This window comes from Frankia sp. CcI156, assembly GCF_001983015.1.
Taxonomy (GTDB): Bacteria; Actinomycetota; Actinomycetes; order Frankiales; family Frankiaceae; genus Frankia; species Frankia casuarinae.
Genome location: NZ_MOMD01000027.1, coordinates 1 through 20,887, shown reverse-complemented (window position 1 = coordinate 20,887; position 20,887 = coordinate 1). Strand labels below are relative to the sequence as shown.

The window sequence follows — 20,887 nt, the reverse complement described above, 5'->3', positions numbered from 1 at the left end:
CACCGTGGAAAGTCCAGACAACATCGCCGACAGCACCGGCACAATCGACAGCATCGGCACCACCGGCCCGACCGACCGCACCAGTCCGAGCCACACCGGCCCAAGCCACACCGGCCCAAGCCACACCGGCCCAAGCCACACCGGCCCAAGCCACACCGGCCCAAGCCACACCGGCCCAAGCCACACCGATCAGGACGGTTCCGCGCCGCTGCCGGCCTACGGCTACCGTGACATCGACCCGGACACGGCCCGCCGGGCGAGCCGCTTCTACTGGGACGATGCCGCGGCGGACTACCAGTCGGAGCACGGCGCGTTCCTCGGCGACAGCGACTTCTGCTGGTGCCCGGAGGGACTGCGGGAGTCCGAGATCGGGTTGCTCGGCGACGTCGCCGGCAAGGTGGTCCTGGAAGTCGGCTGCGGCGGCGCGCAGTGCGCCCGCTGGCTGCGCGGGCAGGGCGCCCGGGTGGTGGGATTCGACCTGTCCGGCGGACAGCTGGACCAGGCCCGCGCGCTCGGGATCCGCACCGGTATCGATGTGCCGCTCGTCCAGGCGGACGCCACGGCGCTCCCGTTCGCGGCCGCCAGCGTGGACGTGGCCTGCTCGGCGTTCGGCGCGGTCCCGTTCGTCGCCGACAGTGGCACCGTGATGCGGGAGATCGCCCGGGTGCTGCGGCCGGGCGGCCGCTGGGTGTTCTCCACGACCCATCCGTTCGTCTGGTGCCTGCCGGATGACCCGGACGAGAACGGCCTGCGGGTCTTCCACAGCTACTTCGACCGACGCGCCTACACCGAGCATGACGAGCAGGGCAGCGCGATCTACACCGAGACGCACCGCACAATGGGCGACCGGGTCCGCGAGATCGTCGCCGCGGGATTGATCCTGCTCGACGTCATCGAGCCGGAATGGCCTCCTGGCCAGGAGCGGGCCTGGGGGCAATGGGGACCGATCCGGGGCGGATACGTCCCCTCCACCTCGATCTTCGTAACCCAGCTCCCTTCCGGGGCCTCGGGTGCCGATCAGCATGGATGCGGCGCGTACCAGGCCACCGACTCAACGCCGCGACGGGCTGACACACTATGCGAACAACGCCCCAGGGTGCGGTGAGACGGCCCGATCCCCCCCGTTATGGTGAGCCCCGGATTCGCCGTTAGGGGCAGACCGTGTATCACGCTCACTCCACACCCGGAGATGCCACGTTCAGGCGACGCGGCAATCCGGCCGTCCGCACGTGCGCGGGCGTGGTCATGACAGCGGCGCTGGGGCTCGTGGCCGGGTGCTCCTCCAGCGGCGGCGACACCGCCTCGTTCACTCCGGCGCCACGGGCTACCCGGATCGCGCCTGCCGTCGCGGCTGATCCGTTGCCACCGYTGAGCAAGTTCATCACCCAGCCGGACGGCAGCCAGGTGACGACGGTCAGCGCTGACTACCTGTTCGACTCGAACAGCAGTGAGCTCCGGAGGGAGGCCGTGACCGCGTTGGGGCAGATTCTGCCGTCGATCCGTGAACACCCCGGCCACATCGCGGTCATCGGGTACAGCGATGGGCTGGGTCGGACCGAGGACAACCTGCGGCTGTCGCAGGATCGCGCCAAGGCGGTCGAGTCGTGGCTTGCTACTCAGGGCATCCCCGGCTCGGTGCTGGAGGTCGAGGGCAAGGGCGAGGAAGGCGCGCAGGACGGCGTCGCCGACGCGAGCCGGCGCCGAGTGGAGATCGTGCTGCGATGACGAGCAATGTTCCCGTCGCTGTTCCCGTCGCTGTTCCCGTCGCTCCCACGGTGGCGGCCGAGGATGCCACCGAGGACGATCTGATGGTTGCCGGGCCGCGGCGACGGGCCCGGCGCAGGCGGCTCGCCGGTCTGGTCGCGGCGACGCTGCTCGCGACGCCGATGCTCACCGCCTGCAACACCGGCGGTCTGCTGGGCAGGGCCGACGCCTCCGCTCCGTTGGACTGCACCCGATACCAGGAGAAGGCCCCGGACAACGGCGCACCCCTGCTACTGATCCTTCTCGACCTGTCCGACAACTCGCCCGAGACGGCCGGGCGGGTGACCGCCCGGACCCAGCCCTATCTCGACACCGCGCTGAAGAACGGCGAGTACATCCGGCTGGTCGCCAGCGGCGGCGGCCCGATGACCTACTCGGACTGCTTCCACGGTGACCGGATGTTCCAGATCACTCGGAACAACGACCGACGCGAGGAGAAGGACCGGCTCGCCGCGTCGAAGGTGCTCAGTCAGGAGATCGACCACATCGTCCAAACCGAGCGGGTCAGCCCGAAGGGCAGCGTGACGRGCCTGCTCGCCGGCATCAACGACGAGATCAACGCCGTCCGTTCCACGCCCGATGTGAAGGTCAACGAGGTGACCGTGCTGGTCTGGACGGACCTCCTGGGGACCGGCCAGGAGTCCGACTGCCTCAACGTCGACGGTAAGAAGGCCTCCGTGTCGATCGCCGAGGCACTGGTCAAACGGTGCTTCGAGACGCGGCAGATCACCTCCGTCGGAAACGACAGGGTGCGTTTCATCGGCGTCAACGAGGGATCAGCGGACCGCCCGCAGCAGGACCTCGCCCGTTACCTCAAGGGCGAGCTGTGCCGACGGATCAGCAGTGACTGCAGCTAGGACGGCCCCGCCCCGGCCGGACACCCGGCGTCATCATCCTCATGCCCCCGACCAGCCCGGCCCCATCGAAAGCGGCACTGCACTGACCACTCTCACCGCCACCTCAAGTCCRGCCGCGACCGTCGCCGGAGCACCCGAGATCCCGGAACACCCCGTCCGCATCCGCCGCGGCGCGCACCACGCCGACACGTCCGAGCCACTGATGATCGCGACAGCACCGGTGGAAACCCACGCAAGGAGGCGACCCATGGGTGTTCTTCACGAGCCCGAGGAGCAGCATTTCAGCCCGGCCCTCATGCGCTCGACGGTCGTGATCACCAGCTGTCTGCTCATGCTCGCGGTGCTGGAGATCTGGGTCTGGCTGACCCTRTCGTCGCCGTTCGCGAAGGTCTCCGTCACCGGCTCGATGATCGTGACCGCGCTCAGCTTCTTCATCACCGGGAACACCTTCCGACTGCGCGACATCCGCCGCCGTGTGGGCAACCAGGCCCGGGCCGGCCGGATCGCCCCGATCGACGCGCTGTCCAGGCTGCCGCCGCGGGAGACCATCCAGCGACGGTTCCTGCTGGGGGCCGTCGGTGCGGTCGTCGGGGTCGGCACGCTCGTACTGACCATGGTCTTCTCCGGTGACGAGGCCCAGGGTGCGCGCGAGGCGATGGTCGCCTCGGTGCTCGGCATCGTCTGCGCCATGCTCTGCTTCGTCGGCGGCACCTTCGCCCGTCCGATCGACTGACCGGCCGACCACGCCAACCACACCGACCAGCAGCCGACGAGGCCGACAGCTCCGTGGAACCTCTCGTCGAATGTCCCGTCGAACCCGTCCGGTCGAACCCGGAAGGACCGAGATCGGAAAGTAGGAACCTCCAAGGTGCTGCGTAGGGGAAACCAGCCAGGGCGTCTGGCCAAGCAGCTCATCCGCCGGGTGGGAGACGCCGACATTGCGCTGGCGGGCGCCGAGACCCGCCCGAAGGTCCTCAAGAGCCTCGAGGACGCGGAGGTCCAGGAGGTCCGCGCCGCGGTCCGGGCCGACGGACGGACCCTGGAAGAGCTGATCGCCGAGCTCCGGATGGAGATCGACTCCCGGGCCGAACGCCGAGAGCGGCGGACCGAGCTGATCAAGAACAAGGTCGAGCAGGGCCGGCTGTGGCGCAGCGTCGGGGTGCAGGAACGCATCCCGCAGATGGCACTGGCGGGCCCGGCCCGGGCCGCGGTGCTGACGGTGCTCGCGGCGCTGGACTTCTACGTCTTCGCCCAGTCCTACGCCGTCCTCGCCGACGTCGGCGGGTACGGGCCCGAATGGTGGCTGGGCGGCCTGCTGGGGGTCGCCGTGTTCATCGCCGGGGTGGCGCTCGCCCACGGCATCAAGGCGTCGATCCTCGCACGGGCCCAGAAGCAGATGCTCGCCGACGCCGACGCGGGCCGGTTCAAGATCGATCCGGAGATCCGCGAGCAGCTGGTGGAGTCGAAGTCGTCGCCGCTGGCCTTGACCCTCACCACCGCGATCTTCCTGCTGCTGTCCATCGCCGGAGTGCTGGTGCGCACCCAGGGATCGGCCAGCGAGAGCACCGGCGGCGCGGTGATCGTGTTCCAGGCGTTGATCMCGCTGGTCGCCGTCGCGGTCGAGCTCTACCTGCACGACCCGACGGAACGGGACGAGCCGATGCCCAACATCGTCGACCGTCGGCTCGAACGGCGGCTGGCCAAGGCCGAACGGCGGCTGCGCATCGTCGCGGCCCAGGTCGAGGCGAAGGTCTCCAGGATCGAGAAGCTCTACCGGGTCGAGGAGGCCATCCTTGACGTGGAGCAGAAGGACATGGGCCTGCGGCACACCACCGACCTCGTCCTCGGCGGTGGCCACATCCCGACCGTCCCGACGAACGGCCGGGTCGCCGAGGTGGACCGCGAGCAGTTGGAGAAGACCCTCAAGATGGCCCGTCGATCCTGATCCGGCTGACGGGTACCGATCCGGCTGACGGGTACCATATGAGACCGCCATCGAAGAGCACGCCGCCCGCGYGCCGGCCCCACAACCGGGGGTGACAATATTCCCATGCTTTCGGATGACGGCCTTTCGGATGACGGCCTTTCGGATGACGACGTAGACGAGATCGTCTTCAAGGCCGCGGGAAACGGCGACCATCGCGGCGCGGCGGCCACTCTGGAGGCCCTGGCCGAACGGAGCGAGACGCACAGCGAACGCGTCACCCGGGCATCCCTGCTGGTCGACGCGGGCAGCCAGTACGGGCTCGCGGACGACTGGGACGAGGCGATCCGCTGCTACCGGGCGGCGGTGGCGGACGGCGGCAAGTGCCCGGTCGATCCCCGCGTCTGGCTGCATGACGGCCTGCTGCGCAACGGTCAGCAGGACGACGCGGCCGCGCTGCGGGCCGAGCTGAAGGCGTCCCGGTCGGTCGATCCGGGCGTCTACGAGGCCGTGGCCGAGAGCCTGGAGTCAATCGGTCTGCTCACCGACGCCCACGCCTGGTTCACCATGGGCTACCACCGCTGCGAGCACGCCACGGTCCCCGACTTCATGCTCGATCTCCTGCTGGTCGGCCGGCGGCGGGTGCGCGTCGCCCTCGGTTATCCGACGGACGATCTCGACGAGGTGGCCGAGGACTACATGGAGACGGTCGGCGGCTGATGGCCCCCGGGGTGCCCGGGGAAGAGCGCGGCCGGATGCTTCGTTATAACCAGCCGTGAGCCCGGCCCGACCTGTCCCCCTGTCCGTGTTGGATCTCGTCCCGGTGGGCACCGGCGTCCCCGCCACCGACGCGGTCCACGGGACACTCGAACTCGCCCGACATGCCGAAAGGCTCGGATACACCCGATACTGGTTGGCCGAGCATCATGGCATCCCGGGGATCGCAAGCTCGGCGACCTCGATCCTCATCGGTCAGGTCGCCGCGGCCACCACCACCCTCAGGGTGGGGTCCGGTGGGGTGATGCTGCCCAACCATGCGCCACTCGCCATCGCCGAACAGTTCGGCACGTTGGGCACCCTCTTCCCGGGACGGATCGATCTGGGTGTCGGCCGTGCTCCCGGCACCGATCCCGCGACCGCCCGGGCTCTACGCCGCACCAGCGATCTGTCAGCCATCGACGACTTCCCCGAGCAGCTCGCCGAACTGACGACCTTTCTGGCCGGGGGGAATTTCCCCGACTCGCACCCGAGGCGCGGCGTCACCGCGTTCCCGCGGGCCGAGGTACCGCCCATCTGGTTGCTGGGATCGAGTGGCTACAGCGCCCAGGTGGCCGGCATGCTCGGCCTGCCGTTCGCGTTCGCGCACCATTTCAGCTCGGTGAACACGGTGCCGGCGTTGGAGCTCTACCGGAAGTCCTTCCGTCCCTCGCCCGGCCGGGAACGACCGTATGCGATCGTCGCCGCCGCGGTGCTCTGTGCCGCCGACGACGAGCACGCGCAGTGGCTGGCCGGACCGCAGCGGCTGGCGATGCTGCGGCTGCGTAGCGGCCGCCCCGGGGTGTTCCCTTCGCCCGAGGAGGCCGCCGCCTACCCGTGGACCTCGCGGGAGCGGTCGATCGCGGAGGCCGCCACCGCCTCGCACATCGTCGGCTCCCCGGTGACGGTTCGCGCGGGGATCGACGCGCTGCTCGACGAGACGGGTGCCGACGAGGTCATGGTCGTCACCAACGTCACCCGGCTGGCGGACCGGATCCGCTCCTACGAGCTGGTGGCCGAACTCGGCGGACTGACATCGACGGGTCCGGCGGCCGCGAGCGGCCGGGGCGCAGTACCCGTTCGGTGATCCGCGCGACCAGTCCGCGCGGCAGCAGCCGGGAGGCGTTGGAGGTCAGGTAGTTCAGCCGTCCGTCGATGACGTACGGCTGGCCGCGGTCGAGGGCACGGAACGCGGTGGCGATCACCTCGTCCGTGGTCCGCAACCGGCCACCGGCGGACATCCGGGTTCCCAGCACCTCGAAGAACTCGGTGTCGGTCGGTCCGGGGCATAACGCGAGGACGCGCACCCCCCGCCGGCGGTACTCGGCCCACAGGCCGATCGAGAACGACAGGACGAAGGCCTTCGAGGCCCCGTAGACGGTCATGTACGGGACGGCCTGGAAACCCGAGGTGGAGGAGACGTTGATGACCGTGCCGCGGCCCCGGGCCACCATGCCCGGCAGGAACAGGTGCGCGACCCGTTCGACAGCCACCACGTTCAGCATCACCTCACGGTGATCCCGGTCGGCGGACAGCTCGTGGTAGGGACCGCGTGTCCCGAACCCGGCGTTGTTGACGAGGATGTCGACCTCCAGGCCCGCTTCGGCGACCGCCTCGGCGAGGCGGTCCGGACCACGCTCGTCGGCGAGGTCGACCGCGATGACGTGCGCCTCGGTGCCGTACCGGGCGCCGAGGCGCTCCGCGACCATCCACAGCCTCGGCTCGGACGGCGCCACGAGGACGAGCCGGGCTCCACGGTCCGCGTATGCCTCGGCGAACGCCGCGCCGATGCCCGAGGATGCGCCGGTGATGAGAGCGGTGCTCATCCGAAGATCCGGGTCGGCGGTCATGCTCCTCCTGCTCAGCCGGGGTTCCGCACGGGCGTCCGCGCCGGGCGCGCCGGGCACGCCACAGGGCGATGTCAGGAAACGCCATCATCGAACACCCGGAAGGAGGAGCACTCACCCGGCACTAGGCGGATTTTCCCTTAGGCGACAGATCGCTCACGCCAAGCATCGACAACCCGGCGAAAATTACTACGGWAAGTCACCATCGCCGTCAGAGTCCCTCACCCGCTCCGCTCGACTCACCCACGAAGAATGACTCCGATGCGCGTCTAATCAACTACAATTTCGCCGCTACCCGGCAACCGCGGCAGGAGGATCGTGTCCCTACGTAGTCGAATGCCGCGACATCCCGGCGCACTCGTCCTCGTCCTCCTCGCCATGAGTGCTGTTCTTGTCGCGACCCTCGGTCACGAACACCGCGGCCGCGACGGCAGCAGCGCGGCCGGGCCCAGTAGCCCGGACAGACCAGGGCCCACCAGCGCGGCCAGCCTTCCCGGCCCACCCGGCGCCCATGCACCACCCGGCGCCCATGCACCACACGATGAAGGGGATMCGCGGCCCGGCCCCTGGGGCCGGGCGCTGGCGGCGGGAATCCGACCCGTCCCGGCGACCCAGCCGGGCAAGCTGCGCTTTGGTCTCGGGCCGGCGCTCGACAGCGCCCTCGCCTCGCCGCTCGCCGGGAACCTGGACTTTCTCACCACCTGGTACAACGGCCCGGGCGACCTGAGCTTTCTACGGAAGTGGCGGGCGGACCTGATTCCCGAGGTCTACCGTTCCGGCCACGGCATTCATCTCGTCGTCTGGCTCGACGGCACCGGCAGCGTGGGGACCTTCCAGACCTCCCATGGCCCCGCCTGCGGCCGGGAGTACCCGTTGTCCGGCGCCTTTCTCACCGACGCCCGCGAGCTCGCCTCGATCTTCGCCGGACCCGCGAACGGCCCGGCGCTCTACGTCACGCTCTTCACCGAACTGCAGACATATCCGTGCCAGTCCAACGAGTGGGCCGCCACACCCGAGACCACGAACTACTACCGGGCTCTGCAGGACCGCTATCTGGCGACCCAGGAGATCTTCCATGCCGGGGCGCCCAACGCCCGGKTGTCGCTGGGCTGGGGCGGTTGGCAGAGCCGCTGGGACGATCCGGTGAAGGGCGGCGGCCGCTCTCTGATCACACACTTCGCGGACGTGCTGCGGGCGTCGGACTTCCAGAGCTTCCAGGCGATGGGGAACGATTCCAACGCCGCCGACGTGCGGAACATGACGAAGCTGCTGGGACAGTACGGCCCGGTCATGGTGGCGCATTTCAAGTCGGGGTCGCAGGCGGCCTGGGACGCGGACATGCACGCCCTGCTCGCCGGTGACGAGGTGCGCAAGCTCAGCCTGGACGGGCTGTTCGCCTTCAGTTTCATGGACCAGTCCAACATCAACTTCTCACCGCAGGCGCTGGCCACCGCCCGGGGGGCGGTGCAGAGCCACGGCGTCCGGTCCTCGTACTAACTGATCTCCTAGAACGATCAGTTAGTACGCGTGCGGAGAGGGTAGTCGGTTAGGACTACGAGGCAGCCGTGGCCCGCGCCCGCCGCACGCGATGATCACGCAATGATGAGGAGGAGGCCKCGCGGATGCGTCTGCCCGCAGCCCGGACCGTCCTGCGCGTGCCGAGCGCCCTCCTGGGGGCGGTGGCCCAGCCGGTTCTCGCCCATACGGTTCTTGCCCATACCCGGACCGGGTGGAGTCCGGATTCAAAGCCCGGTTCCCTCGCACCCGGGCCCCCCACGCCCCGCGGCGTCGATCGCGACGGCGCCGATCGCGACGGCGCCGATCGCGAGATCGCCGGCTCCACGGCGGCCGGCGAACCGCGGGGGAGGGCCGACGCCCACCACCTTCTCAGTCTCGGGATCCGGGGGATCTCCGGGCCTGCCGGCGAATCCCGTCGCCGGCAGCTGGAACGAGTACTGGAGAATCAGCCCGGGGTGGCGTGGGCCCGGGTCAACGAGCCGTTGCAATGTGTCCTGATCGGGCTCGCCGAACCGCCCCCCACCCTCGATGACCTGGTCGCGGCCCTCGGCCGGGTGGAGGGCGTCGCGCTCGAACCGAAGCCGGGAGCGGTGGCGAGGTTCGCGGCGCCGGTCCGCCGGACGGCCGCGGCACTGGCGGCCGACGGGGTCGCGTTCGCGCTGGCGTCGGCGGGCCGGCTCGCCCGGGCGGTGCCACTGCCCATCGAGATCGCATCGCTGGTCACCCTCGTCGACACCCAACCCCGGCTGCGCCGGTGGGTGGAGCAGATGCTCGGCGCGGGCCGGGCCGACGTCGTCCTCGGGCTGGTCAACGCCGGTGCCCTCGCCCTGGCGCAGGGGAATCTCGGTCTCGCGGTCGACGCCGGCTACCGGATGGTCGCGCTGGGCGAGGCGCGTGCGCGCCGGGACGCCTTCATGGCGGCTCGGGACGGGCTGCTCGGTCATCCGGACTGGGCCGCGGCCGAGCCGGTGGTGACCGAACGGCCGCGACCGCTGCCGGACGGTCCGGTGGAGCGCTACGCCGACCTCGCCGTGCTCGGCGGGCTCGGCGGGTTCGCGGCCGCCACCGCCGCCACCGGGAATCCGCGCCGTGCCGTGGCGCTGGCCGCCACCTCGCTGCCACGCCCGGCCCGGGTCGGGCGGGAGGGCTTCGCCGCCCAGTTGACCCGCGTCCTGGCGCGCCGCGGCGTCCACGTCATGGATTCGGCGGCCCTGCGGGTGCTCGACCGCGTCGACACCATCGTCATCGACGCCGACGTCCTGCGCGGAGAGGAACGCATAATCGCCGACGTCGTGCCGCTGGCCGGTGCGAACCGCAGCGACGTCGCGGTCCGCGCGCACGCCCTGTTCCGTCCGGCCGGTATCAGCGCCGTCGCCACCGCGGAGGGCTGGGCCCTCGGGCCGGTGGAACAGCTCGGCCTGCGCGGCCGGACCGGTGTCCGGGAGCGCCGCGAACTGGCCCGGTCCGGGGCGGACACGGTGCTCGGTCTGGCTCAGGGCAGCAGGCTGATGGCCATCGTGTCGGTCGAACCCGGGCGAGCGGAGGGGAGCCACCACCTGCTGGCCGCCTGCCGCCGTTCCGGGCGGGCGGTGTTCATCGCCGGTGACCCTCCCGCCGGCGCCGGCGGAACAGTGGAGGACACCAACAACCTTCCCGGGGTACCCGGGGGGGACCGGTTGGTCGGGACGATCCGCGGTCTGCAGGCCGAGCGCGGCGGCGTCCTGGTCGTGTCCCGCCGACGGGCCGCGGTCGGCACCGCGGACTGCGGCGTCGGCGTGAACGGCCACGACGGCTCGCCGGCCTGGGGGGCGCACATCCTGGTTGGGAATGACCTGGCCGCCGCCAGCCTCGTGATCGAGGCGGTCGCCGCGGCCGCCCAGGTGAGCCGGCACGCGGTGCGGCTCGCCCAGGTGGGCTCGGGTGCCGGTGCGTTGGCCATGCTCACCGGGGCCGACCCGCGGCTGGTCTCCCGGGCCATGACAATGGTCACCGCGGCGGTCACCGCCGCCCTCGGCGAGGGGATCTGGGCGGCGCGGGAACTGGGTCGCCGCCCCCCGCCGCCCGCAGTCCCCCGTACCCCGTGGCACATCCTGCCGGCCGAGGACTGCCTGGCTCTGCTGGACAACAGCCGCCCGGGTGGGCTGTCCACCGAGGAGGCGGCGCGACGCCGCCAGGACGGCGCGGTGTCGATGCAGGCGACCGCGCCCAGCCTCGTCCGGGCGTTCGCGGCCGAACTGGCCAACCCGCTCACCCCCGTCCTCCTCGGCGGCGCCGCGCTGTCGGCCGCGACCGGTTCCGTGCTGGACGCCGGTCTGGTGCTCAGCGTCGCGATCGGCTCGGCGTTCGCCGGCGCGGTCCAGCAGATACGGGCGGACCGGGCACTCGCCCGACTGTTCGCCGTCTCGGCGGTTCCGGCCCGGGTGCTGCGGGACGGCGAGGAGACCAAGCTGCCGGCGGACGACCTGGTCCCGGGCGACATCATCATGGTCGGGGCCGGGGATGTCGTCCCCGCGGACTGCCGGCTCCTGTCGACGACGGGGCTCGACGTCGACGAGTCGTCGCTGACCGGCGAGTCCATGCCGGTCACGAAATCGCCCGGACCGGTGGCAGCCGCCAACCTGGCAGACCGCTCCTCGATGATCTACGAAGGAACGACCGTCGCCGGCGGGCGGGGCGCCGGCGTGGTGGTGGCCACCGGCTCGGCCACCGAGGCGGGGCGCAGCATGGCCGCGACCGCCGGTCCCGCCCGGCTCAGCGGCGTCGAGGCGCGACTGTCCACAATCACCGATCTCACCATTCCGGTGGCGCTCGCCGCCGCCGGGGCACTGTTGGCCTCCGGGTTGATCCGTGGCCTGCCGATCCGGGACACGCTCAGCGCCGGGGTGGCGCTCGCCGTCGCGGCGGTGCCCGAAGGGCTGCCCTTCCTCGCGACCGCCGCCCAGCTTTCCGCCGCCCGACGGCTCTCGGCACGGGGCGCGCTGGTACGCAACCCCCGCACCATCGAGACCCTCGGCCGGGTGGACGTGCTGGGTTTCGACAAGACCGGAACGCTCACCGAGGGCAGGATCCGCCTGCACGCCGTCTCGGACGGCACGCACACCGCCGCGGTGACCGAGTTCGGAGCGACGCATCGGCGGGTGCTGGCCGCCGGGCTACGCGCCACGCCGCGCGGCAAAGGAAAGAAGAAGTTGCCGCATCCGACCGATCGCGCGGTGCAGAAGGGAGCGGCCGCGGCGGCGGTGACCCGCGAGTACGGTCTCGCCGTGTGGTCGCCGACGGCCTCGCTTCCCTTCGAGCCGGGCCGCGGCTACCACGCGGCAGTGGGGGATGCCGGCACGACCACGGTGCTGAGCGTCAAAGRGGCGCCCGAGGTGCTGCTGCCACGGTGCGCCCGCATCCGGACCGCCGACGGAACGGCACCGCTGAACGACCGCCGGCGGGCGAGGCTCATCCAGGAGCACAGCCGGCTCGCGGGCGCGGGCTACCGCGTCCTCGCGGTGGCCGATCGCGACCTGGGGTCCGCGCCCCGACCGGCGGACGAGGAACTCACCGATGACAGCGTGGCCGAGTTGGCCTTCCTCGGCTTCCTCGTCCTGTCCGACCCGGTCCGGACCACGGCCGGGGCGTCGCTGGAGGCGCTGCGCGCCGCGGGCGTGCAGGTGCTGATGATGACCGGAGACCATCCGGCCACCGCCAGGACGATCGCCACCGAACTGGGAGTGCTCACCGACGACCAGATCATGCTGACGGGTGTCGAGCTCGAAGCCATGGACGACGAGGCCCTGGACGCGGTCCTGCCCAGGGTGGCCGTGATCGCCCGGAGCACTCCGCTGCATAAGGTGCGGGTCGTGGAGGCCTACCAGCGGCTGGGCAAGACGGTGGCGATGACCGGCGACGGCGCCAACGACGCGCCCGCCATCCGGCTCGCCGACGTCGGCCTCGCGCTGGGCCGGCGTGGCACGCCGGCGGCCCGGGCCGCCGCCGACGTGATCGTGACGGACGACCAGCTGAACACGATCATCGACGTGCTCGTCGAGGGCCGTTCGATGTGGGCCTCGGTCCGCCAGGCCCTGGGCATCTTCGTGGGCGGGAACCTCGGCGAGATCGCGTTCACTCTCCTCGGCTCCATGGCCACCGGGCGGTCGCCACTGTCCGCGCGGCAACTGCTGCTCGTCAACCTGCTCACCGATCTCGCCCCGGCCCTGGCCGTCGCGCTGCGCGAGCCGGATCCGGAGGCGACCGGACAGCTCCTCAGCGAGGGCCCGGAGCGCTCCCTCGGTACCGCCCTGAACCGGGAGATCGCGGTGCGGGCGGTCGCCACGACCCTCGCCGCCACGGGTGCCTGGATCATCGCCCGCCTCACCGGGCRCCGACGGCACGCGAACACGGTCGGCCTCGCCGCGCTCGTCGGCTCGCAACTGGGCCAGACGCTGCTCGTCGGCGGCCGCAGCCGGACGGTCCTGCTGAGCATCGCCGCCTCGGCGGTCGTCCTGGCCGCCATCGTGCAGATGCCAGGCGTCAGCCAGTTCTTCGGTTGCACCCCGCTCGGTCCGGCGGGCTGGTCGATCGCGATCGGCGCGTCGCTGGCGGGGACGTTGCTCTCCTTCCTCCTCCAAGCCTCCGCCGGGCTGCAGTCCGCCGCAGGACACCTTTGGGTACGTGCGAGGTGAGTTGCGAGGTGAGTGGGGTAGGTGCCCGCACAGAAGCGGCCATGATATCGCGATTGAGGAATCTGATATTGAACCTGTGAGGTGACGCCGGTGGCYGACATCCTCGTACGTGACGTGCCGACGCGGTTCTCCCCAAGCTCGACGCTGCCTCCGCCCGAGCCGGAATCTCGCGTGTCGAGTATCCGCRCCGCACGCTTGCCGCCGCAGCCGGCCATCACCGGGCCCCGAGCGTCCCCGATCCGCTGATCGCAGCGACAGCGGAAGCCGCCGGCCTCGGTCGCTCCACTCGACCTGACCGCGTTCCTGGCGGGGATTGGAGAGCTGGGGCGGCCCTGGGCGCCAACGCATACTCGACCGTTACGTGATGGTACAGTCGCAACCGTGCGGGATGTGGCTACTTCGCCGCAGATAGCCGCGATCGACCCGCATCGACGCGTGTTCGCGCTGGCGAACGGGACCCGTCCGCGGATCCCAGCGGCAGCCTGCTCGTGTTCGTCCAGGTTAGCGACCTGCGCCACTCTGCCGAGGAGCGTCCAAGCAGTGACGGCAAAGCAGAACCTGGCCATCGCCTGTGCCGACCATCTGCTAGGCGGAAGTCCGCGTACCCACCTGCCCCACCTGCCCCAGCTCGCCGGCCGCGGCGCACTGGTCACCGGTGCCTCCAGCGGGATCGGGCGCGCCGTCGCCCTTCGGTTGGCGCGGGCCGGCGCATTTGTCATCGCGACCGGTCGCGATGAGGAGGTGCTGGCGAGGATGGTCAAGGAGGCCGACGAGGTCGGTCTGACCATCCATCACCAGGCTGCGGACATCACCGATCCCGCGGACCGCGGCTGTCTGGTCGACATGGTCCGTGATCAGCCCACGGACCTGAAGATCCTGGTGCACTCGGCAGGGGCCTACCACCGCGGCGCGATCGCCGACGCCCCACTGACCGACCTTGACGAACAGCTGGACATCAATGTACGCGCGCCCTATGTGCTCACCCAGATGCTGATTCCGGACCTCGTCCGGACCGGTGGCGACGTGGTGTTCATCAACTCCACCCAGGGCTTGTCCGCCGGCGCCGGCGTCGGCCAGTACGCCGCGGCCAAGCACGCCCTGCGGGCGATCGCCGACAGCCTGCGGGCGGAGGTCTCGGCTGCCGGGGTGCGGGTGTGCACGGTCTTCCCGGGCCGCACGGCGACCCCCATGCAGCAAAAAATCTTCCAGGCCGAGGGGCGGGCGTGGAATGCCGACCTGCTCATCGCGCCCGACGACATCGCCGACGTCGTGACCGGGGCAGTGGCACTTCCCGACCGCGCGAGTATCACCGAGATCGTGATACGCCCCACCTATGGACCCGGACCAGTGGACTCGTTCGTAGCTCGTCCGCAGACGGGCTAGACCTCACAACGCTGTGCGGCGACTGCCGCCCAGGTCCCAGGTTCGCCCGCTAGCCGGCTGCCGGCGCCACGATGTTCACCYGATCGGGGGCGCGATGGGCAATTCAACACCTACGTTAGTGTTTGTTCCTCCGAGGTATCGCCGTGGCCTCGCCTGGGACGGCACGCACGGCTGACGATCAAGGGGGCGCGTTGACCCGGAGGACCTCGCCAGAATCCGCCCAGCAGGAGAGCTTCCGTCCCTCGCGGCAGCTCCCAGCACCTCAGACCGGGCTGGAGCTGCCCACGTTGACCGGCTTGCGGGGAGTCGCCGCCACTCTGGTGTTCCTCCGCCACATCCACGCGGACGTCCAGGGGACCCTGCCGGTGGTCGCGGTGCTGGGCAACATCGGTTACGTGGGCGTCACGTTCTTCTTCGTGCTGTCGGGGTTCGTCCTCACCTGGGCGACCAGGCCGATCACCGCGGGGCAGTTCTACTGGCGCCGGTTCGCCCGGGTCTATCCCCTGTACTTCGCMGCCATCTGGATCTGGCTCGCGATCGCGTGGCCGCTGGGGACATTGGGGGACTTCGGCTCGAAGCCCCTCTCCATCCTGCCGAGTCTGCTCCTCGTCCAGGCATGGGTTCCAACCCAGTCGATCTATTTCGGCTGGGGTGGTGCCGTGCTGTGGTCGTTGTCCTGCGAGGCGTTCTTCTACCTGGTCTTCCCCCACGTGTACCGCAGGTTCGCGACCCGCACCAACCCCGAACGCATCCGCGCCGCGCTCCTGTTCGTTCTCCCTGCCGCGGCCGTGGCATGTGCGGCGAGCACCGCGGGCTCTCGGTTCGATCTTGCCGCGTACGCGAACCCGGCGGTGCGGCTCGGCGAGTTCGTCCTTGGCGTGGTCCTTGGGTTGCTGGCTCGTGAGGGTGCCCGCGCAACGCCGTGGCAGCGTCGGATGCTCACCGCCTTCTCCTGCGCCTGGCTGGTCGTCCCGATACTCCTGGGCTACCGCTACGGCCATCTACAGGGATTCATGGACACGCTCACACTGCCGGCGTTTGCCATCATCATCTTCCTGGCCGGCACCCGTGAGGCGGACGGCCGCCGGATTCCGGTGTTCAGCTCCCGCCCACTCGTCTATTTCGGCGAGATCTCCTACGCCTTCTATCTCATTCACCCCGCCACACTCACGATCAGCGGGGAACTCGGCTGGGTCGACGCCACCACCGCGGCCGGGACGGCGCTCGCCATCCTCGCCGACTTCGCCCTGTCCTTCGCCTTCGCCGCGGCCCTGCATCACACGGTGGAAGGCCCGGCCCGCCGATGGCTGATGGGGGTACTCCGGTCACGATCGTCCCCCCGTCATGCCTACCRGAGTCTGCTGCCCGATGTGCGACCGCGGATCCCACCGGAGTCCGCAAGCGCGGATCATGTCGTACCTGTCGCTCGTCCGTGACCACCGGCCCATCCCGCCCGGACGGAGGTCGGACGACGCATCGCCCTGTGAACGGCCATCACCCGCCCCCCGCGTGACGGAGCCGGGAAGGCCCGGTTCACGATGGTGGCCGGTCCCGACTTCGGACCGGCCCCGGACCGCGGCCATCGGTCCCGGCAGACGGAGGTGCCCATGGGCTCGCCCGTTGGTAAGTCCTCGGCCTGGCGCAACTGGGCGGGCAACGAGACCGTCCGGTCGGTGCGCCTCGCCCGCCCCCGCGACGCGGAGGAGATCTCCGCCCTGGTCGGTACCGCCATCCGGGACGGCCATCAGATCCGGGCGATCGGATCGTCCCATTCCATGAGCGCCATCGGCCGCCCGGACCCGGGCTCCGTCCAGGTCCGCCTGGACAGGTGCGCCGACCTCGTCGCTCTGGACGGCGGCAGCGGCCTGGTGACGGTGCGCGGTGGGATGACCATGCGCCGGCTGAACCGGCTGCTCGCGGAGGCCGGGCTCGCCCTGACCAACCAGGGCGACGTCGACGAGGTGACCATCGCGGGTGCCATCTCGACCGGCACCCACGGCACCGGGAGCCGCTTCGGCGGCCTGTGCACCCAGGTCCGGGCACTCGAGGTGGTACTCGGCGACGGCAGTGTGGTCACCTGTTCACGCGGCGAACGTCCCGAGTTGTTCGCCGCCGCCCGGCTGGGCCTGGGTGCCGTCGGCGTCGTCACGTCGGTCACCCTGCAGGCGGTGCCGCTGTTCGCCCTGCAGGTCCAGGAGGGTCCGATGCGCCTGGACGAGGTCCTCGACACCTACGACGAGCTCGTCGACCAGACCGACCACCTCCGCTTCTCGTGGTTTCCGCACACCACGACGGCCCTGGTCAGACGCGGGCAGCGGCGTCCGCTCGACGACGGCCTGGCGCCGCTGCCCCGGCTGCGCTGCTGGGTTGACGACGAACTGGTGTCGAACACCCTCTTCGGCGCGCTGATGACGACGGGCCGGCGGATGCCCGCGGCGGTGCGGCCCATCGCGCACGTCAGCGCGCGGGCCTCGGGCAGCCGCACGTTCCGCGACCTGTCCTACCGGGTGTTCACCTCCCACCGCCGGGTCCGGTTCAAGGAGATGGAGTACGCCCTCCCCCGTGCCGATCTCGCCGCGACGCTGCGTGAGCTGGTCTACGCCATGGGGAGCGCGGACGTGCGTGCCGTCTTCCCGGTGGAGGTCCGATGTGCCGCCGCGGACGAGATCCCGATATCGACGGCGTACGGCCGCGACACCGCCTACATCGCCGTGCACGTGGATCATCGCGGTGCGCACGGCGACTACTTCGGCCTCGCCGAGAAAATCATGTTGTCGGTCGGCGGCCGGCCGCACTGGGGCAAACTGCATTCACTGGACGCGGCGACGCTGCGTGGGCTCTATCCCCGTTTCGACGACTTCCTGGCCGTGCGCGACGCCGCCGACCCGACCGGGGTGTTCGCGAACGCGTATCTCGACCGCGTCCTCGGCTCACCGGCCTGCGCCACCAACGCTCGGTGACCCGACCGCGGCACGCCACGGCGGTTTCTCGCCGATGTGGCGACGGGCGGAGCAGCGGTCGCGGGCGGTTCAGCCTGCGGTGGTCCGGCCGCCGACGTCCTCCCCGAGGTAGGCCTGCCGGACCCGGTCGTCGGCCAGCAGACTCGCGGCGGTACCCGCCAGCACGACCTCGCCGGTCTCCAGCACGTAGCCGCGGCCCGCGATCCGCAGCGCCGAGGCCGCGTTCTGCTCGACCAGCAGTACCGCGACCCCCTCCCGGTTGATCTCCGCGATCACCTCGAAGATGGTCTGAACGATCATTGGGGCCAGCCCCATCGACGGCTCGTCGAGGAGCATCAGCCGGGGACGGCTCATCAGCGCGCGTCCGATCGCGAGCATCTGCTGCTCGCCGCCGGACAACGTGCCTCCCGGCTGCGCGATCCGCTCGGCCAGCCGGGGGAAGAGCGCGAGCACCCGGCCGAGGTCGGTCCGCACATGCCGGCGATCGTGGTAGGCGCCCATCAGGAGGTTCTCTCGGACACTCATGCTCGGGAAGATTCGCCGGCCCTCGGGCACGTGGCTCACCCCCCGGCCGACGAGTTCGTGCGCCGGAATTGACGACAATGGGCGACCGTCCAGCCACGTCTGTCCCGCCCGGGGCCGCAGCAGTCCGGAGACCGTCCGCAGCGTGGTTGTCTTGCCGGCGCCGTTGGCCCCGAGCAGGGTGACGATCTCGCCCTCGGCCACCTCCAGGCTGACGCCGCGCAGGGCGGTGACGGCGCCGTAGGCGACCTCGACATTGGCCAGGGTCAGCAGCATCAGCGCAGTTCCTTCCACCCGGCGGGGCCGGCCGCGCCGGGATCCACCACATCGGGATCCACCACATCGGGATCCACCGCGCCGGCGTCGGCCAGGCCCAGGTACGCCTCGATGACCGCCGGGTCCCGCTGGACCTCCACCGGCGTGCCGGACGCGATGATCCGGCCGAAGTTGAGCACCACCACCGAGGTCGCCACCGACATGACCAGCCGCATGTCATGCTCGATGAGCAGGACCGACACCCCGGTGCCCGCGATCCGGATGATCAACTCTGCCAGGTCACGCTTCTCCGCCGGGTTCGTGCCGGCCGCGGGCTCGTCGAGCAGCAGCAGGCGCGGCTCGGTACCGAGCGCCCGGGCRATCTCCAACCGGCGTTGCTCGCCGTAGGGCAGCGACGAGGCGAGCTCGTGCGCCCGGTGCGGCAGGCCCACGAGCTCAAGCAGCTCCAGCGCGTGCCGCACGCCGTCACGCTCGGCCCGCCGGGCGCCCGGCAGCCCCAGCACCGCGGCCAGCGGCCCGTACCGCTGCCGCACCTCGGTCCCGATCTGGACGTTCTCCAGCGCCGACAGGGCGGGGAAGAGCCGGATGTTCTGGAAGGTCCGGGCGACGCCGAGCCGGGTGATGGCGTGYGGGCTGCGCCCCACCAGCTCGGCCTGCCGGCCGGGCCGGGGCCAGAAGGTGACCGATCCCTGCTGCGGGCGGTATGCCCCGGTGAGGCAGTTGAACAGCGAGGTCTTGCCGGCCCCGTTCGGTCCGATCACCGCCAGGATCTCGCCCCGGCGCTGGCGCAGTGAGACGCCGTCGAGGCTGGTCACACCCCCGAACCGCAGCGCCAGGTCGCGGGCCTCCACCACTAGGTCCTCCGGGCCTCCGCCGCGCCCGGCTTCCCCCGGGCCCTGGCTGTCCCCGCGGCCCTGGCTGCTCCCGCGGCCCTGGCTGCTCCCGCGCTGCCGGTCCCGGGAGCGCCGGTGTCCCGGCGGGGAGACGCGGTGCGCTCCGCCCCTGGTCACGGCTTGCCCCCCGTGGGCGCGGCGCCCAGGGAGTCCGCCGCGCCGATGCCGGCCTCCGCGAGCTGGATCTCCCGACGCCGCCGGCGCGACGGCACGAGTCCCTGCGGACGGAAGATCATCATGATCACGATGACAGCGCCGAAGTAGATGTACCGGTCCGCGGGCGGGACCTTGTCGCGCAGGTAGAAGGCGATGCCCTGGAGGACGACGGCACCGACCACCACCCCGAGCCGGGAACCCATCCCGCCGAAGATGACGACGGCGACGACGAAGAACGACGCCTGCAGGCTGAAGCTCTGCGGGTTGAAGAACTGTTTGGAGGCGAAGAGCACGCCGGCGAAGCCCGACACCGAGGCGCCGATAGCGAAGGCGAGCAGCTTCATCCGCAGGGTCGCGACCCCGGTCGCCTCGGCTGCGATCTCGTCCTCGCGGATCGCCGCCCAGGCCCGGCCGATCCTGGACCGTTCCAGCCGACCGAAGGCGATCATGACTCCGACGATGATGGCCAGGAGCAGGTAGTAATACGGCAGCGGATCGATGCCCCACTCGTAGCCGAGGCCGAGCAGGTTGATCGACAGGTGCGGAACGCCGAAGGCCCCCCGGGCACCGTTCGTGATGTTGTCGGCGTTGTTCGCGATCAAATGGATGATCTCACCGAAACCGAGCGTGACGATCGCCAGGTAGTCACCCCGCAGCCGCAGCGTCGGCGCGCCCAGGACGACGCCGGCGAGCGCGGCAAGGACCAGCGCGATCGGGAAGACGAAGAACGGGTTGAGCACGAAGGGCGCGTGCCACGGCATCGCGGTCTGTGAGGTGAAGTAGGCCGTCGCGTAGGCACCGATGGCGAAGAAGGCGATGTAGCCGAGGTCGAGCAGGCCGGCGTAGCCGACCACGACGTTCAGGCCCAGTGCGAGCAGCGCGTAGATGCCGATGTCGTTGACCATCGACTGCTGCGCGGCGGTCGAGACGACCAGCGGGGCGATGATCGCGACCGCCAGAAGCGCCAGGTTCAGCGCGATCGGGCCGCCCCGGGTGGCGTAGGCCGCGCTCACCGGCCCCCGGATGCCGGCCGTCAGCCGGCCCGCCGCGCCCCGCAGTTCGACGCCGAGCGCCAGGACGATCCACAACGCGACGGCGAGCCCCAGGTAGGGCAGGATCCGCGCGTCCAGCACCGAATCCTGAAATGCCTTCAGCGGTTTGTCGGAGCCCCCGGCCGGACCGGTCACCACCGCGGCGAGCACACCCACCAGCAGCAGCACCCCGAGCTGGCGCAGCCGGGCCGGGGAGAACAGCACGGCCGGACGCAGCGATGCGCCCGCCGGGTCGCCACCAGACCCGCCACCCGGCCCGGCGGGTGGGAGCGGCGCCCCGGCCCTCGGCGGGCGGGCGGACGACGTCGC

The 20,887-nt window shown here is 71.0% G+C and carries 16 protein-coding genes and 1 pseudogene; 13 read left to right on the top strand and 4 right to left on the bottom strand.

All coding sequences use genetic code 11. The features are described from left to right. Nucleotides 1-4: 4 nt before the first annotated feature. The 7 genes from CcI156_RS11960 (at nt 5) to CcI156_RS11930 (ending at nt 6,388) form a co-directional block, all read left to right on the top strand. Nucleotides 5-1,105 carry a methyltransferase domain-containing protein gene (locus CcI156_RS11960; protein WP_369808177.1) on the top strand — a complete coding sequence of 367 codons (1,101 nt, stop codon included), beginning with the start codon at nt 5-7 and terminating at the stop codon, nt 1,103-1,105. Between the two features lie 140 nt (nt 1,106-1,245). After that, entirely contained in the window at nt 1,246-1,725 is a 480-nt protein-coding gene (locus tag CcI156_RS11955) for an OmpA family protein (RefSeq protein WP_232235168.1), read from the top strand. Then, entirely contained in the window at nt 1,722-2,621 is a 900-nt protein-coding gene (locus CcI156_RS11950; RefSeq protein WP_076805692.1) for a hypothetical protein, read from the top strand. The genes CcI156_RS11955 and CcI156_RS11950 overlap by 4 nt, the downstream gene beginning before the upstream one ends. Before the next feature lie 247 nt (nt 2,622-2,868). Next, nucleotides 2,869-3,354 carry a hypothetical protein gene (locus tag CcI156_RS11945; RefSeq protein WP_011434820.1) on the top strand — a complete coding sequence of 162 codons (486 nt, stop codon included), beginning with the start codon at nt 2,869-2,871 and terminating at the stop codon, nt 3,352-3,354. 135 nt (nt 3,355-3,489) lie between these two features. Then, nucleotides 3,490-4,566 carry a hypothetical protein gene (locus tag CcI156_RS11940; protein WP_076805690.1) on the top strand — a complete coding sequence of 359 codons (1,077 nt, stop codon included), beginning with the start codon at nt 3,490-3,492 and terminating at the stop codon, nt 4,564-4,566. 105 nt (nt 4,567-4,671) lie between these two features. Further along, the gene (locus CcI156_RS11935; RefSeq protein WP_023840855.1) at nt 4,672-5,265 is read left to right on the top strand and encodes a hypothetical protein; all 594 of its coding nucleotides are present in this window, start codon (nt 4,672-4,674) and stop codon (nt 5,263-5,265) included. A gap of 55 nt (nt 5,266-5,320) precedes the next feature. Continuing rightward, nucleotides 5,321-6,388, top strand: coding sequence for an LLM class flavin-dependent oxidoreductase (locus CcI156_RS11930; protein ID WP_011434817.1), 1,068 nt, complete (start codon nt 5,321-5,323; stop codon nt 6,386-6,388). Here the strand turns inward: CcI156_RS11930 and CcI156_RS11925 are convergent. Beyond that, nucleotides 6,276-7,151, bottom strand: coding sequence for an SDR family oxidoreductase (locus CcI156_RS11925; RefSeq protein WP_011434816.1), 876 nt, complete (start codon nt 7,149-7,151; stop codon nt 6,276-6,278). The two genes, CcI156_RS11930 and CcI156_RS11925, sit on opposite strands and share 113 nt — an antisense overlap. Before the next feature lie 333 nt (nt 7,152-7,484). Here CcI156_RS11925 and CcI156_RS11920 point away from each other — a divergent pair, with 333 nt between their 5' ends. The 6 genes and pseudogenes from CcI156_RS11920 to CcI156_RS11900 all read left to right on the top strand — a co-directional run bounded on the left by CcI156_RS11920 (nt 7,485) and on the right by CcI156_RS11900 (nt 17,679). Beyond that, nucleotides 7,485-8,645 carry a hypothetical protein gene (locus CcI156_RS11920; RefSeq protein WP_076805687.1) on the top strand — a complete coding sequence of 387 codons (1,161 nt, stop codon included), beginning with the start codon at nt 7,485-7,487 and terminating at the stop codon, nt 8,643-8,645. Between the two features lie 125 nt (nt 8,646-8,770). Further along, complete coding sequence (locus CcI156_RS11915; protein ID WP_076805685.1) at nt 8,771-13,336, top strand: cation-transporting P-type ATPase; 4,566 nt, start codon at nt 8,771-8,773, stop codon at nt 13,334-13,336. Between the two features lie 188 nt (nt 13,337-13,524). Then, nucleotides 13,525-13,611: pseudogene (locus CcI156_RS27730) on the top strand (VapC toxin family PIN domain ribonuclease); the annotation flags it as partial. A gap of 265 nt (nt 13,612-13,876) precedes the next feature. Beyond that, entirely contained in the window at nt 13,877-14,719 is an 843-nt protein-coding gene (locus CcI156_RS11910) for an SDR family oxidoreductase (RefSeq protein ID WP_011434813.1), read from the top strand. A 287-nt stretch (nt 14,720-15,006) separates the two neighbouring features. Beyond that, nucleotides 15,007-16,155 (top strand): acyltransferase, encoded by a 1,149-nt coding sequence (locus tag CcI156_RS11905; protein ID WP_254847385.1) that lies wholly within the window; start codon nt 15,007-15,009, stop codon nt 16,153-16,155. Between the two features lie 171 nt (nt 16,156-16,326). Further along, the gene (locus CcI156_RS11900; protein ID WP_023840859.1) at nt 16,327-17,679 is read left to right on the top strand and encodes a D-arabinono-1,4-lactone oxidase; all 1,353 of its coding nucleotides are present in this window, start codon (nt 16,327-16,329) and stop codon (nt 17,677-17,679) included. A gap of 69 nt (nt 17,680-17,748) precedes the next feature. On the opposite strand, the gene CcI156_RS11895 is transcribed toward CcI156_RS11900, so the two are convergent. The 3 genes from CcI156_RS11895 to CcI156_RS11885 all read right to left on the bottom strand — a co-directional run. After that, entirely contained in the window at nt 17,749-18,477 is a 729-nt protein-coding gene (locus CcI156_RS11895; protein ID WP_011434810.1) for an ABC transporter ATP-binding protein, read from the bottom strand. Beyond that, nucleotides 18,477-19,487 (bottom strand): ABC transporter ATP-binding protein, encoded by a 1,011-nt coding sequence (locus CcI156_RS11890; RefSeq protein WP_035733612.1) that lies wholly within the window; start codon nt 19,485-19,487, stop codon nt 18,477-18,479. The genes CcI156_RS11895 and CcI156_RS11890 overlap by 1 nt, the downstream gene beginning before the upstream one ends. After that, on the bottom strand, nt 19,484-20,887 hold a 1,404-nt coding region (locus CcI156_RS11885; RefSeq protein WP_076805730.1), incomplete at its 5' end, for a branched-chain amino acid ABC transporter permease. The genes CcI156_RS11890 and CcI156_RS11885, both read right to left, overlap by 4 nt.